The organism is Cupriavidus sp. CPT47-8839-RL05A (genome assembly GCF_058792255.1).
The window spans coordinates 202,688-217,512 of the sequence record NZ_JBYTEG010000004.1 but is presented as its reverse complement, the minus strand read 5'-3'; the positions used below and the strand labels follow the sequence as shown (position 1 = coordinate 217,512).

Genomic DNA, 14,825 nt, shown 5'->3' with positions numbered 1-14,825 from the left:
GGAGCCTGCCATGACCGCAACACACCGCGGCGCGCAGGCAGATGCCTCCGCGCCCGCCGGCCCCTTGCCGCCCGAAGCCGCCGCCAAGCGCGTGGCCTGGCTGCGCGACGAGCTGGATCGCCACAACTACCAGTACTACGTGCTGGACGCGCCTACCATTCCCGACGCCGAGTACGACGCGCTGTTCAGCGAGCTGCAGGCGCTGGAGCTTGAGCATCCCGAACTGCAGACGCCGGACTCGCCCACCCAGCGCGTGGGCGGCGAGCCGCTGTCGGCCTTCGACTCGGTGCGCCACCGCGTGCCGATGCTGTCGCTCAACAACGGCTTCGCCGACGACGACGTGCTGAACTTCGACCGCCGTTGCGCGCAGGGCCTGGGCCGCACCGCGCCCGCAGCCGGCGAGCAGGACCTGTTCAGTGCCGCCGACGCAGTCGAATACGCCTGCGAGCTGAAGTTCGACGGCCTGGCCATGTCGCTGCGCTATGAGGACGGCCGCCTGGTGCAGGCCGCCACCCGCGGCGACGGCGAGACCGGCGAAGATGTCACGGTCAACGTGCGCACCATCAAGGCGATTCCGCTGAAGCTGCGCGGCCAGGCTCCCGCCGTGCTTGAAGTGCGGGGCGAAGTCTTCATGTACCGCGGCGACTTCGACAAGCTCAACGAACGCCAGGCCGAGGCCGGCGAGAAGACCTTCGTCAACCCGCGCAACGCCGCCGCGGGCAGCCTGCGCCAGCTCGATCCGCGCATCACCGCCAAGCGGCCGCTGTCGTTCTTCGCCTACGGGCTGGGCGAGCTGCAGGGCGTGGACCGTCCGCCCACCCACAGCGCCATGCTCGACGGCTTTGCCGCGCTGGGCCTGCCGGTGTGCAAGGACCGCGCGGTGGTGAAGGGCGCGCAGGGGCTGCTGGATTTCTACCGCGATATCGGCCAGCGCCGCGACGCGCTGCCGTATGACATCGACGGCGTGGTCTACAAGGTCAACGCACTGGCCGAGCAGGAGCGCCTGGGCTTTGTCTCGCGCGCGCCGCGCTTTGCGTTGGCGCACAAGTTCCCGGCGCAGGAAATGACCACCATCGTCGAGGACATCGAAGTCCAGGTCGGCCGCACCGGCGCGATCACGCCGGTGGCGCGGCTCAAGCCCGTCTTCGTCGGCGGCGTGACCGTGACCAATGCCACGCTGCATAACGAGGACGAGATCCGCCGCAAGGATGTGCATATCGGCGACACCGTGATCGTGCGCCGCGCCGGCGACGTGATCCCGGAAGTGGTCGCCGTGGTGACCGAACGCCGCCCCGACGATGCGCGCGCGTTCGTGATGCCGACTGCCTGCCCGGTGTGCGGCTCGCATATCGAGAAGCTCGAGGACGAAGCCATCGCCCGCTGCACCGGCGGCCTGATCTGCGCCGCGCAGCGCAAGCAGGCGCTGCTGCATTTCGCGCAGCGGCGCGCCATGGATATCGAAGGCCTGGGCGACAAGCTGGTCGAGCAGCTGGTCGACCAGGGCATCGTGCGCACGCCGGCGGATCTGTTCAAGCTGGGCGTGGCCAAGCTGGCCGCGCTGGAGCGCATGGCCGACAAATCGGCGGCCAACCTGGTGGCGGCGATCGACGCGTCGCGCGAGACCACCATGAACCGCTTTATCTTCGCGCTGGGCATCCGCCATGTGGGCGAAGCGACCGCCAAGGACCTGGCCCGGCACTTCGGCAAGCTGGATGCGCTGATGGCAGCCGACGAAGCGGCGCTGCTGGAAGTGAACGATGTCGGCCCGGTGGTGGCGCAGTCGATCGCGCACTTCTTTGCCGAGCCGCACAACGTCGAGGTCATCGAACAACTGCGCGCCGCAGGCGTACACTGGGCGGAATGCGAGCCGGTGGCCAAGGCCCCGGCGCCGCTGTCGGGCAAGACCTTCGTGCTGACCGGCACGCTGCCCACCATGTCGCGCGAGGACGCCAAGGAACTGCTGGAAACCGCCGGCGCCAAGGTGGCGGGTTCGGTATCGAAGAAGACCGACTACGTGGTCGCGGGCGCCGAGGCAGGCAGCAAGCTCGACAAGGCCGAGGCGCTGGGCGTGCCGGTGCTGGACGAGGCCGGCATGCTGGCGCTGCTGGCTGAAGCCGGCGCCGCGCCGGCACAGGAATAACCGGGGAAGCAACCATGATCCGTGAGATTCTCAAGATGGGCGATCCGCGCCTGCTGCAGGTGGCGCGGCCGGTGGAGCGCTTCAATACGCCGGAGCTGCGCACGCTGATCGAAGACATGTTCGACACCATGGACCACGCCAACGGCGCCGGCCTGGCCGCGCCGCAGATCGGCGTGGACCTGCAGGTGGTGATCTTCGGCTTCGACCGCAACCCGCGCTACCCGGACGCGCCGACCGTGCCCAAGACCGTGCTGGTCAACCCGGCGCTGGAAATGGGGTCCGACGAGATGGAGGACGGCTGGGAAGGCTGCCTGTCAGTCCCCGGCCTGCGCGGCGTGGTGCCGCGCCACCTGCGGCTGAAGTACAGCGGCTACGACCTGATGGGCAACCGCATCGAGCGCGTGGCCGAAGGCTTCCATGCGCGGGTGGTGCAGCACGAGTGCGACCACCTGCAGGGCATTCTGTATCCGATGCGGATCAAGGACTTCAGGCAGTTTGGGTTTACGGAGGTGTTGTTTCCGGATCTGCCGCCAAATAGCGACGATTGACGAGCTGTGCGGCGTGGTATCGAACCCGCGCAAGGCGCAAAAAAACCGGTCCCCAAGGACCGGTTTTTTTGTGTCGGCAAATTCCGGAATCAGAACTTCTCAAACTGCCCCAGGAACCGCCACTTGCCCGGCGGCAGGTCCCCCAGCACCACGCGCCCCATGCGCACGCGCTTGAGGCCGACCACCTGCAGCCCGACCTGTTCGCACATGCGGCGGATCTGGCGCTTGCGGCCTTCGCGCAGCACGAAGCGCAGCTGCTCCTCGTTCTGCCAGCTCACCTTGGCCGGCTTGAGCGGCACGCCATCCAGCGACAGCCCGTGGCGCAGCAGTTCGAGATCATCGGCCGGGAATTCCGCGCTGATATTGCGCTCGACCACGCCCTGCGGCGAGTGCCAGACCACGCGCACCAGGTATTCCTTCTCGACGGTCGAATCCTCGCCGATCAGCGCGCGCGCGACGCGGCCGTCCTGCGTCAGCACCAGCAGGCCGGTTGAGTCGATATCGAGGCGGCCCGCCGGGGCCAGGCTCTTGCGTTGCCACGGGGCAAAGCGCTTGCGCGTGGGGTCGCCTTCCCACTGGTTCTCGGGGGTGAACAGCACCGCGGCCGGCTCGTAGCCGTCTTCGGCCTGGCCGGAGACGTAGCCCACCGGCTTGTTCAGCAGCACCGTGACGCGCTCGCCCTGTTCGGAGCGCGCTTCCTGCATGATCTCGATCTCGGCGTCGGGGCGGATGCGGCTGCCCAGTTCGGTCACGGGCTTGCCGTCGACCAGCACCCAGCCGTGCGGGATCCATTCGTCGGCTTCGCGGCGCGAGCACAGGCCCAGTTCGGACATGCGCTTGGACAGGCGCACCAGGCCGTCGTCGTGGCTGGACTCGGCGCGGGCGGGCTTTTCCTGGCGCGCGGCCGGTGCCTGCTGGCGTGCCGGGCCGGCGGTGCGGATGCGGTCGGCGGCGTCGCTGAAGCGGCGTGCCGGCGCGGTGCCTTCACGGCGGCGCTCGCCCGACGGCGCGCGACGCGGGCGCTGGTCGCCATCGCCATCGCCATAACGGCGCGGACGCGAGTCGGCGCCTTCGAAGCGGCGGGGACGGTTGTCGTCGTCGCCATAGCGGCGCGGGCGCGAGTCGGTGCCTTCGAAGCGGCGGGGACGGTTCTCGTCATCGCCAACGCGGCGCGGACGCGATTCGGCGCCTTCGAAACGGCGGGGACGGTTGTTGTCCTCGCCAGCACGGCGCGGCGGACGCGAATCACCGCCCTCGAAACGGCGCGGCGGGCGCGCTTCGCCGCCTTCGAAACGGCGCGGACGTGCCTCGCCCCGGTCATCGCCCGTGCGGCGCGGCCGGTTGTCGTCGTCGCCAAAACGGCGCGGCGGGCGCGCTTCGCCGCCTTCGAAGCGGCGCGGGCGTGCCTCACCCCGGTCATCGCCCGTGCGGCGCGGGCGATTGTCGTCGTCGCCAAAACGGCGTGGCGGGCGCGCTTCGCCGCCTTCGAAGCGGCGCGGACGCGCCTCGCCACCTTCCGGGCGGCGCGGGCGCGCCTGGCGTTCGCCGTCAGCGGGACGCGGCGCGCGGGGCGCGGCGCGCTGGGCTGCGCCGGCCTGCGCTTCGCCCTGGGCCGGACGGCCGCCGGTCTTGCCGCCGGCGCGCTCCTGGGCGCGCTTGATGCCTTCGGAGACGGCTTGCACGCGCTTGCGGTTCAGGTCGGACACGCGCACGGGGCGGGTGCCGGTCTTGCGCGCGGCCGTGCCGGTGTCGCTGGCGGCCTTGATACCTAGCGTCTTGCGCTTCGGCGAATTGCTGTCGGTCATATGTTGATGCTGCCCGCCCGCCTCAGATGGCGAGGGCGGCGAGCAAGTCCTGTTCAAGCTGAATCTGCAATCGGTTGTCGGCAGCCAGGCGGCTGCCGTCGACCAGGAACACGTCTTCGACGCGTTCGCCCAGGGTGTTGATGCGTGCCGTGTGGACGGATACGCGATGCCGTGCCAGTACGCGGGCGATGGCGTACAGCAGGCCGGTGCGGTCGTTGGCGGACAGCGACAGCAGGTAATACTGGCCGCGCTCGTCGGGGCGCAGGTCCACGCGCGGCTTGATCGGGAAGCTGCGCGACTGGCGCGACAGCCGCCCCTGCGTGGGTTCGGGCAGTGCGCCTTGCAGGCGCAGCCGCTCGCACAGTTCGTGCTCGACCAGCGCGATGATGTCGCGGTAGCTGCCGCCGTCGCCGGCCATGCCGGGGTCGGTGACCTGGAACGTGTCCAGCGCGTAGCCGTGGCGCGTGGTGTGGATCTTGGCGTCCTGGATCGAGAACGCCTTGCGCTCGAAGTAGCCGCAGATGCGCGCGAACAGGTCGGGCTGGTCCTTGACATAGACCGCCACCTGCAGGCCTTCGCCGGCGGGGGAAACGCGTGCCTTGACCACCGGCGTGGGGCTGTCCACCTTGTTGTACAGGTGGCGCGTGAGCCAGGCGATATCGTGCGAATCGTGGCGCAGGAAGAAGGCCACGTCGAGCTGCGCCCACAGGGACTTGCCCAGCGCCGGGTCGAAGGCCTTCAGGCGCAGCTCGGAGATGGTGTCCTCCTTGCGCTGCGACCACAGCGAATGCGAATCCACGCGCGCGCCGCCGAGCACGCGCAGCGTGATGTGGTACAGGTCTTCCAGCAGCTTGCCCTTCCACGCGTTCCATACCTTGGGGCTGGTGCCGCGGATGTCGGCCACGGTCAGCAGGTAGAGCGCGGTCAGGTAGCGTTCGCTGCCGACCACGCGGGCAAAGGCGTGGATCACGTCGGGATCGGTCAGATCCTGCTTCTGCGCCACGTGGCTCATGGTCAGGTGGTGCTCGACCAGCCAGCAGACCAGGTCGGCGTCTTCGCGCGCAATGCCGTGCTGCTTGCAGAAGCGGCGCGCATCCACGGTGCCAAGCTTCGAGTGGTCGCCGCCGCGGCCCTTGGCGATGTCGTGGAACAGCGCTGCGACCCACAGCACCCACGGCTTGTCGAAGCTGGCCATCAGCTGGCTGCAGAACGGGAACTCGTGGGTGTGCTCGACGATGGCGAAGCGGCGCATGTTGCGCACCACCATCAGGATGTGCTGGTCCACGGTGTAGACGTGGAACAGGTCGTGCTGCATCTGGCCGACGATGCGCCGGAAGTTGATCAGGTAACGGCCCAGCACGCTGGTCTGGTTCATCAGGCGCAGCGCATGCGTGATGCCCTGCGGCTCCTGCATGATGGCCAGGAACAGGCGGCGGTTTTCCGGATCGTTGCGCCAGCCCGCGTTCATCACGGTGCGCGCGTTGTACAGCCCGCGCAGCGTGCGCGGCGACAGGCCTTTCACGCCGGGCGTGCGCTGGTACAGCAGGAAGGTTTCCAGGATCGCGTGCGGGTCGCGTTCATAGATGTCGTCGCTGGTGATCTCCAGCATGCCCTGGCGCTCGACAAAGCGCTCGTTGAGCACGCGCGTCACCTGAGACTCGCTCGGGAACAGCATCGCCTCGATGTTCAGCAGCAGCACGCTGTTGAGCTGCGTGACCGCCTTGGCCGCCCAGTAGTAGCGGCGCATCAGTTGTTCGCTGGCGCGCTTGTTGGTGGTCTGGCGATAGCCGAAGGACTCCGCCAGCGCGGTCTGCAGGTCGAATACCAGCACGTCCTGGCGCCGGCCGGCCACCAGGTGCAGGCGCGCGCGGATGGTCTTGAGCAGGCGCTCGTTGCGCGCCAGCTCCTGCGCTTCGCGCTGCGTCAGCAGGCCGCGCTCGAACAGTTCTTTCCAGCTGTCGCCCAGGCCCGCCGCCTTGGTCATCCACAGGATCACCTGCAGGTCGCGCAGGCCGCCGGGGCTTTCCTTGCAGTTGGGCTCGAGCGAGTAGGGAGTGTCCTGGTACTTGGCGTGGCGCTGGCGCATTTCCAGCAGCTTGGCCTGGAAGAACGCGGCCGGGTCCAGGTCGGCGAGGTAGCGCGTACGCATCGACTCGAACAGCTTGCGGCTGCCGGTCAGCAGCCGCGCTTCCAGTAGCGAGGTCTGGATGGTGACGTCCTGGCGCGACTCGCGGGTGCAATCGTCCACGGTGCGCACCGAAGAGCCGATCTCCAGCCCGAGGTCCCAGCACAGGCCGATAAAGCGCTCCAGGCGCCCGGTGGTGTCCTGGTCGGGCTCGGCGGGCAGCAACAGCAGCACGTCGACGTCGGAGTACGGCAGCAGCTCGCCGCGGCCATAGCCGCCCACCGCCACCAGCGCCGCGCCCGCGGGCATCCCCAGGCCGCGCCAGGCTTCCACCAGCCCGGCGTCGACGGCGCGGCGCAGCCGCGTGATCAGCGTGCCGACATTGGCGCTGATGTTGAAGTCGGCAAACAGCGCCTGCTTGTCGGCTTTGAGCTGGTCGCGCACGCGCGCGGCAAGCAGCAGTTCCGGCGTGGTGTCCATGGTGGTGGCGGGCTCGGCGAGCGGATTGGTGGGCACGGCTGGAAAAAGAAAGGCGCCCGGTCAGGCGCCCCTGGCTTCAGTGCGACCTCAGGCCGCGACGGAATCGGTGATAAAGGCCGGCGGCGCCGGGCTCCCGGCCGATACCGTGAGGACCTCGTAGCCGGTTTCCGTGACCAGCACGGTGTGCTCCCACTGCGCCGACAGGCTGCGGTCGCGGGTCTTGACCGTCCACTGGTCGGGCATGGTGCGGATATCGCGCTTGCCGGCGTTGATCATCGGCTCAATGGTGAAGATCATGCCGGCCTTGATCTCGGCGCCGGTGCCCGGGCGGCCGTAGTGCAGGATCTGCGGGTCTTCGTGGAAGTTCTTGCCGATGCCGTGGCCGCAGTACTCGCGCACCACGCTGTAGCCGGCGGCTTCGGCGTGTACCTGGATGGCGTGGCCGATGTCGCCCAGACGGGCGCCGTGGCGAACCTGCGCGATACCCTTCCACATGCATTCATAGGTCACCTGCGACAGGCGCTTGGCCAGGATCGAGCCCTCGCCGACGATGAACATGCGGCTGTTGTCGCCGTAGTAGCCTTCCTTGGTGATGACCGTGATGTCCAGGTTGATCGCGTCACCGTTCTTCAGCACGCGGTCGCCTGGAATGCCATGGCAGATCACGTCGTTGACCGAGGTGCAGATCGCGCCGGGGAAGGGCGGATAGCCGGGGGGAGCATAGTTCAGGCACGCCGACACAGTGCCTTGCACTTCACGCATGTAGGCGTGGCACAGGCGGTCGATTTCGCCGGTGGTGATACCTGGCTGGACGAAGGGCGTGATGTAGTCGAGGACCTCGGACCCAAGGCGGCAAGCCACGCGCATCTGGGCGATGTCTTCGGCGGTGTTCAGGTGAATGCTCATGCTACGTCGCCAAAAAGTGAAGGCGAGGCCACTGGCCGCGCCGAAATCGAAAGGTCAATGTAGGATTATCGCACCATCGGGGCCAGATCGCAGCCTGTGTGCGCCCGTCCCGGGCTGAGTCCGCAGGGCGCCAGGAAGCCGGGCGGCTTGAGCGGGCCGCACTTTTGTTGCTACAATAGCGGGCTGACTTGGTTGCGGCGCAGCATTGCGTGCGCCAGGCCGGTATTTTGCAGGATTATTCCTGCTGTCGTTTGAAATCGCTGGCCCGCCTATCCGGGGTGTTCCTTTTCAGGAATGTCGGGGCGGGCTTCAGACCTAACCCTCTGGAGTTTTACATGTCCGTTACCATGCGCGAAATGCTGGAAGCTGGTTGCCACTTCGGCCACCAGACCCGCTTCTGGAACCCGAAGATGGCCCCCTTCATCTTCGGCCATCGCAACAAGATCCACATCATCAACCTCGAAAAGACGTTGCCGATGTTCCAGGACGCAATGAAGTACGTGCGTCAGCTGGCAGCCAATCGCGGCACCATCCTTTTCGTGGGCACCAAGCGCCAGTCGCGCGAAATCCTGGCTGAAGAAGCAGGCCGTGCCGGCATGCCCTACGTCGACGCCCGCTGGCTCGGCGGCATGCTGACCAACTTCAAGACGGTCAAGATCTCGATCAAGCGCCTGAAGGACATGGAAGCCGCCAAGGAAGCCGGCGCGCTGGAAACCATGAGCAAGAAGGAAGCGCTGATGTTCGAGCGCGAAATGCTCAAGCTGGAAAAGTCGATCGGCGGCATCAAGGACATGGGCGGCGTTCCGGACGCGATCTTCGTGGTCGACGTCGGCTACCACAAGATTGCCGTGACCGAAGCCAACAAGCTGGGCGTGCCCGTGATCGGCGTGGTTGATACCAACCACTCGCCGGAAGGCATCGACTACGTGATCCCGGGCAACGACGACTCGAGCAAGGCCGTGGCCCTGTACGTGCGCGGCGTGGCTGACGCGATCCTGGAAGGCCGTGCCAACGCGGTGCAGGAAGTGGTTGAAGCCGCTCGCGGCGGCGACGACGAATTCGTCGAAGTGCAGGAAGGCTGATTGCCCGCCGCCTGATTGCCGCAAAGGAACCCGCTAGCGCGCATCGTCACCGCACGACAGACAAGCAACGCTTGCCGCCCGTCACCACGGGCTGCGCGCAAGGCGAAAGCCGGGGTACGCCGGCAACCGGGCAAGAAGGGCAATAAAAAGGGGGCACATCTGGCGCCCCCTTTTTTTGAATTTGAATTGTTGTCATCCGCCGCAGGCAGTATCTGCCGCGGGTGTGCTGTAGACCCACCGACCGGGTGCCGCAGGCGACTGCCGGCAGCCGGCGTGAACCATTCAAGGAGTGACAAATGGCGGCAATTACCGCAAGCATGGTTGCAGAACTGCGCGCGAAGACCGACGCGCCGATGATGGAATGCAAGAAGGCCCTGACCGAGGCCGACGGCGACCTGGACAAGGCCGAAGAGCTGCTGCGCGTCAAGCTGGGCAACAAGGCCAGCAAGGCCGCCTCGCGCGTGACCGCCGAAGGCGTGGTCGCATCGTTCATCGACGGCACCACCGGCGTGCTGGTCGAACTGAACTGCGAGACCGATTTCGTCTCCAAGAATGACGACTTCCTGGCGTTCTCGGCCAAGGTCGCCGAACTGATCGCCAAGCAGAACCCGGCCGACGTGGCCGCCCTGTCGGCGCTGGAAATCGACGGCGTGAGCGTTGAAGCCACCCGCACGGCCCTGATCGGCAAGATCGGCGAGAACCTGACGATCCGCCGCTTTGCCCGCTACGCCAACGGCGGCAAGCTGGTTTCGTACCTGCACGGCACCCGCATCGGCGTGATGGTCGAGTTCGATGGCGACGAAGCCGCCGCCAAGGACGTGGCCATGCACGTGGCCGCCATGAAGCCGGTGTCGCTGTCGGCCGAGCAGGTCCCCGCCGACCTGATCGCCAAGGAGCGCAGCATTGCCGAGCAGAAGGCTGCCGAGTCGGGCAAGCCGGCCGAGATCGTCGCCAAGATGGTCGAGGGTTCGGTGCAGAAGTACCTGAAGGAAGTCTCGCTGTTCAACCAGCCGTTCGTGAAGAACGACAAGCAGACGGTTGAGCAGATGCTGAAGGCCGCCAACACGACCGTGAAGGGCTTCACCCTGTTCGTGGTCGGCGAAGGCATCGAGAAGAAGCAGGACGACTTCGCCGCTGAAGTGGCCGCCCAGGTGGCCGCTGCCCAGAAGGGCTGATGTCCGGGGCGCTGCGGACTGCCCGTTCGGGCTGGTCCGGGCGCCTATAATGCCGCAGGGGCGCCGTAAGGTGCCCCTCTGCATAAGTAGTGCGACGCTGCGCATGCCGCGTTGCACTGCAGCAGCCAGTTTCCGTGGTGGTCCGGCAGTCCGGGGCACCCCGAAAACCGGCTTTCTTCCGCCGGCGGCACGAGGATCCGTGCCGCCGGTGCCAAAACATACGTCTCAAGATCGTCTCAACCGAGCGATTTGCTCCTGTCCGAGGGTGAACATGCCAGCCTACAAGCGCGTCCTTCTGAAACTGTCCGGTGAAGCCCTGATGGGCGACGATGCCTTCGGCATCAACCGCTCCACCATCGAGGCGATGGTGAACGACATTGCCGAGATCGTGAAGCTCGGCGTGCAGGTCGCGGTGGTCATCGGCGGCGGCAACATCTTCCGCGGCGTCGCCGGCGGCGCCGCTGGCATGGACCGCGCCACTGCCGACTACATGGGCATGCTGGCCACCATGATGAACGCACTGGCGCTGCAGGACGCGATGCGCCACGCCAATATCGAAGGCCGCGTGCAGTCCGCGCTGCGCATGGACCAGGTGGTCGAGCCCTATATCCGCCCGCGCGCGATCCGCCAGCTGGAAGAGGGCAAGGTGGTGATCTTCGCCGCCGGCACCGGCAACCCGTTCTTCACCACCGACACCGCCGCCGCGCTGCGTGGCTCGGAAATCGGTGCCGAGGTCGTGCTCAAGGCGACCAAGGTGGACGGCGTGTACACCGCCGACCCCAAGAAGGACCCGAGCGCGACGCGCTACACCACCATCAGCTTCGACGAGGCCATCTCGCGCAATCTGCAAGTGATGGACGCCACCGCCTTCGCCCTGTGCCGCGACCAGAAGCTGCCGATCAGGGTGTTCTCGATCGTCAAGCCGGGCGCGCTCAAGCGCATCATCCTGGGCGAGGACGAAGGTACGCTGGTGCACGTCTGAGGCAGGGCGCCAGACGCCGGGCTGCTGGTATCCGGCCGGGCAAAGGGTAGAATGATTCATTTTCGATCCCCGCCAGGGGGATCATGGTTGGCTGATTTCCGGAGGTAAAAATGAGCGTCGCCGACACAAAGAAGAGCGTCGAGCAGAAAATGCAGAAGTCGATCGAAGCCTTCAAGGCCGATCTGGCGAAGATCCGCACTGGCCGTGCCCACACCGGCCTGCTCGACCACGTTCAGGTGGACTACTACGGCTCGATGGTTCCCATCAGCCAGGTCGCGGCAGTCGGCCTGGCCGATGCGCGTACCATTACGGTGCAGCCCTGGGAAAAGAAAATGGTGGGCGCGGTCGAGAAGGCCATCCGCGACTGCGACCTGGGCCTGAACCCGGCCACCATGGGTGAAGTGATCCGCGTGCCGATGCCCGCACTGACCGAAGAGCGCCGCAAGGAGCTGACCAAGGTCGTCAAGGGCGAGGCCGAGGGCGCCAAGGTTGCCGTGCGCAACCTGCGCCGCGATGCCAACGAGCAGTTCAAGAAGCTGGTCAAGGACAAGACCATCTCCGAGGACGACGAGCGCCGCGGCCAGGACGAAGTGCAGAAGCTGACCGACAAGTACGTGGCCGAGATCGACAAGATGGTCGCCGAGAAAGAGAAGGAGATCATGACGGTCTGACCCCGTCCCGGCATGGCCGGGGCAGTCAACGACCGTCTGCCATCATGCAGCACATCAGTTCAACGCTCGACGTACCCGATACCTCCTACGTCCCCCGCCACGTTGCCATCATCATGGACGGCAACGGCCGCTGGGCGACCCAGCGGCACCTGCCGCGCGTTGCCGGGCACACCCGGGGGCTGGACGCGGTGCGCGCGGTGGTGGAAGCCAGCGCCGCCCGCGGCGTGCAGTTCCTGACGCTGTTCGCCTTCAGTTCCGAGAACTGGCGGCGCCCGGCGGACGAGGTCTCGTTCCTGATGCGGCTGTTCATGATGGCCCTGCGGCGCGAAGTGGTGAAGATGCACGCCAACAACATCCGGCTGCGGGTGGTGGGCGACCTGGACCGCTTCAGCCCCCGCATCCAGCAGCTGATCCGCGATGCCGAGGCGCGCACGGCCGGCAACACCGGCCTGACCGTGACCATCGCCGCCAACTACGGCGGCCGCTGGGACCTGCTGCAGGCCATGCGCAAGATGCTGGCGCGCTCGCCCATGCTCGACCCGGCCTCGATCGACGAATCGGTGCTGGCGCCGCACCTGGCGATGGCCTATGCGCCGGAGCCGGATCTGTTCATCCGCACCGGCGGCGAACAGCGCATCAGCAACTTCCTGCTGTGGCAGCTGGCGTATTCCGAGTTGTATTTCACCGACGTTTTCTGGCCGGATTTCGACGCCGCGGAACTGGACAAGGCCTTCGCCTCGTACCGCCAGCGCGAACGCCGTTTCGGCCGCACCAGCGCACAGCTGGTCGCCCCGGGACTATCGGGTACGGCCTGAGCCTGGCTACTCCAACCTCTCACGGGACTGCAGCGCATGCTCCTCACCCGCGTCATCACCGCCCTGTGCCTGTTGCTGCTGATCCTGCCAATCCTGTTCCTGGCGCCGCCCGCGGCTCTGGCCGGGCTGGTGGCCGTGATCGTGCTGCTGGCCGGCTGGGAATTCGGCCGCCTGATCGGGCTGCGCGGGCCGTGGCCCTATGTCTATGCGCTGGCGTGCCTGATCGCGGCCATTGCCTGGCATGACCTGCCGCTGCGCCACGCCACCACCTGGCTGCTCGAAGCCGCGGTAGTCTGCTGGGGCGTTGCAGTGCTGCTGCTGGCGCGCGGTGTGCGCACCGCGACGCCGTCGTTTACCGCCCTGGGCGCGGTGCTGGGACTGGTGATGCTGCCCGCGTTCGCCCATGCCACCATGATCCTGCGCGGCGCCGGCATCGGCGTGCTGCTGACCGCGGCCGTGCTGGTGTGGGCGGCCGACATCGGCGCGTATTTCACCGGCAAGGCCATCGGCCGGCGCAAGCTGGCGCCTGGCATCAGCCCGGGCAAGTCGTGGGAGGGCGCCATCGGCGGCTGGCTGCTGGCGCTGGTGATCGGCCTGGCGCTCGCCGCCACCCATGCCTTTGCCCCGACCTGGTTCTCCGCGATGGGCGATCGCGGCGGGCTGGCCTACGTGGCGGTGCTGACCACGCTGCTGGTCGCCGCGAGCGTGGTCGGCGACCTGTTCGAATCGCTGCTCAAGCGCCAGGTCGGCAAGAAGGACAGCAGCCGGCTGCTGCCCGGCCATGGCGGCGTGCTGGACCGCATCGACGCCTTGCTGCCGGTGTTCCCGCTGGCGGCCCTGATGCTGATTTTTCTCTGAAGCCGTCTGCTATGCATCGGATTACCATCCTGGGCGCCACCGGCTCCATTGGCGAAAGCACGCTCGACGTCGTCAGGCGCCATGCCGACCGCTATGCGGTGCATGCGCTGACCGCCCACCGGCAGGTGCGCAAGCTGGCTGACCAGTGCGTTGAATTCCGCCCGGCCCGCGCCGTGGTGGGGACCGCCGAGGCAGCGCGCGAACTGGAAACCCTGCTGCGCGATGCCGGCGTGAAGACCGAGGTCAGCCACGGCGAAGCCGCGCTGGAATCCGTGGCCGCCGATGCGCAGACCGATTCGGTGATGGCCGCCATCGTCGGCGCCGCCGGCCTGCGCCCGACGCTGGCGGCAGCACGTGCCGGCAAGCGCGTGCTGCTGGCCAACAAGGAAGCGCTGGTGATGTCCGGGCGCATCTTCATGGATGCGGTGCGCGAGCACGGCGCCACCTTGCTGCCGATCGACAGCGAGCACAACGCCATCTTCCAGTGCCTGCCGGCCGACGATCCGCGCTACGGCAGGGGCGTTGCCAGGGTGCTGCTGACCGCGTCGGGCGGGCCGTTCCGCACGCGCGACCCGGCCACGCTGCACGATATCTCCCCCGACCAGGCCTGCGCCCATCCCAACTGGGTCATGGGCCGCAAGATCTCGGTCGATTCCGCCACCATGATGAACAAGGGCCTCGAAGTTATCGAGGCGCACTGGCTGTTCGGCGCCCCCGCCGAGCGCATCGAGGTACTGATCCATCCGCAGAGCATCGTGCATTCGATGGTGGCCTACACCGACGGCTCGGTGCTGGCGCAACTGGGCAACCCGGACATGCGCACGCCGATCGCCTATGGCCTGGCGTATCCGGAACGGATCGATGCGGGGGTCACGCCGCTGGACCTGACCGTGGCAGGAGGCTTGCATTTCGAGAAGCCGGACCTGGTGCGCTTCCCCTGCCTGGGTCTGGCTTTCGATGCATTGCGCGCTGGCGGTGTGGCGCCGGCGGCCCTCAATGCAGCCAACGAGGTGGCGGTCGAGGCATTCCTGGGCGGCAAAGTGCGCTTCACGGACATTGCCGATATCGTCCGGCAGGTGCTTGAAGCGACACTTCAGGGGCCTGCCGATACGCTCGAAGCGGTGCTGTCAGCCGACGCGCTGGCGCGCGAGGCGGCACGCGCGGGCGTGGCCGCCCTGGCTGCAAAGCGCTGATCCGGCGGGTCGGCTTGCCGCATCTGCGACAATAGCGGCTGCGGC

The 14,825-nt window shown here is 67.3% G+C and carries 12 protein-coding genes; 9 read left to right on the top strand and 3 right to left on the bottom strand.

Annotated elements, in window-relative coordinates; all coding sequences use genetic code 11:
- The first annotated feature begins 10 nt into the window (after positions 1-10).
- Both ligA and def read left to right on the top strand, forming a co-directional pair.
- Positions 11-2,140, top strand: a complete 2,130-nt coding sequence (ligA, locus tag AC3WVS_RS06255; RefSeq protein WP_492317840.1) for an NAD-dependent DNA ligase LigA — start codon at positions 11-13, stop codon at positions 2,138-2,140.
- Between the two features lie 14 nt (positions 2,141-2,154).
- On the top strand, positions 2,155-2,688 hold the full coding sequence (def, locus tag AC3WVS_RS06250) for a peptide deformylase (RefSeq protein WP_492317839.1): 534 nt from the start codon (positions 2,155-2,157) through the stop codon (positions 2,686-2,688).
- 89 nt (positions 2,689-2,777) lie between these two features.
- Here the strand turns inward: def and AC3WVS_RS06245 are convergent, their stop codons facing one another.
- The 3 genes from AC3WVS_RS06245 to map all read right to left on the bottom strand — a co-directional run bounded on the left by AC3WVS_RS06245 (position 2,778) and on the right by map (position 8,004).
- Positions 2,778-4,493 carry a pseudouridine synthase gene (locus AC3WVS_RS06245; protein ID WP_492317838.1) on the bottom strand — a complete coding sequence of 572 codons (1,716 nt, stop codon included), beginning with the start codon at positions 4,491-4,493 and terminating at the stop codon, positions 2,778-2,780.
- A gap of 22 nt (positions 4,494-4,515) precedes the next feature.
- Entirely contained in the window at positions 4,516-7,098 is a 2,583-nt protein-coding gene (locus AC3WVS_RS06240) for a [protein-PII] uridylyltransferase (RefSeq protein WP_492317945.1), read from the bottom strand.
- Positions 7,099-7,185: 87 nt separating this feature from the next.
- Positions 7,186-8,004: a type I methionyl aminopeptidase gene (gene map / locus AC3WVS_RS06235; protein ID WP_013956962.1), complete on the bottom strand. Its 819-nt coding sequence runs from the start codon at positions 8,002-8,004 to the stop codon at positions 7,186-7,188.
- A 335-nt stretch (positions 8,005-8,339) separates the two neighbouring features.
- Between map and rpsB the strand changes: the two genes are divergently transcribed.
- The 7 genes from rpsB (at position 8,340) to ispC (ending at position 14,780) form a co-directional block, all read left to right on the top strand.
- Positions 8,340-9,086, top strand: a complete 747-nt coding sequence (gene rpsB / locus AC3WVS_RS06230; protein ID WP_492317837.1) for a 30S ribosomal protein S2 — start codon at positions 8,340-8,342, stop codon at positions 9,084-9,086.
- 296 nt (positions 9,087-9,382) lie between these two features.
- The gene (gene tsf, locus AC3WVS_RS06225; protein ID WP_010809600.1) at positions 9,383-10,261 is read left to right on the top strand and encodes a translation elongation factor Ts; all 879 of its coding nucleotides are present in this window, start codon (positions 9,383-9,385) and stop codon (positions 10,259-10,261) included.
- A 271-nt stretch (positions 10,262-10,532) separates the two neighbouring features.
- Complete coding sequence (pyrH, locus tag AC3WVS_RS06220; RefSeq protein WP_010809599.1) at positions 10,533-11,243, top strand: UMP kinase; 711 nt, start codon at positions 10,533-10,535, stop codon at positions 11,241-11,243.
- Between the two features lie 110 nt (positions 11,244-11,353).
- Positions 11,354-11,914, top strand: coding sequence for a ribosome recycling factor (gene frr, locus AC3WVS_RS06215; RefSeq protein ID WP_010809598.1), 561 nt, complete (start codon positions 11,354-11,356; stop codon positions 11,912-11,914).
- Between the two features lie 44 nt (positions 11,915-11,958).
- A complete protein-coding gene (gene uppS, locus AC3WVS_RS06210) occupies positions 11,959-12,729 on the top strand; it encodes a polyprenyl diphosphate synthase (protein ID WP_035815510.1) in 771 nt (256 codons plus the stop codon).
- Positions 12,730-12,765: 36 nt separating this feature from the next.
- The gene (locus tag AC3WVS_RS06205) at positions 12,766-13,587 is read left to right on the top strand and encodes a phosphatidate cytidylyltransferase (protein ID WP_492317836.1); all 822 of its coding nucleotides are present in this window, start codon (positions 12,766-12,768) and stop codon (positions 13,585-13,587) included.
- A gap of 11 nt (positions 13,588-13,598) precedes the next feature.
- The gene (ispC, locus tag AC3WVS_RS06200) at positions 13,599-14,780 is read left to right on the top strand and encodes a 1-deoxy-D-xylulose-5-phosphate reductoisomerase (protein ID WP_492317835.1); all 1,182 of its coding nucleotides are present in this window, start codon (positions 13,599-13,601) and stop codon (positions 14,778-14,780) included.
- Positions 14,781-14,825 lie beyond the last annotated feature (45 nt).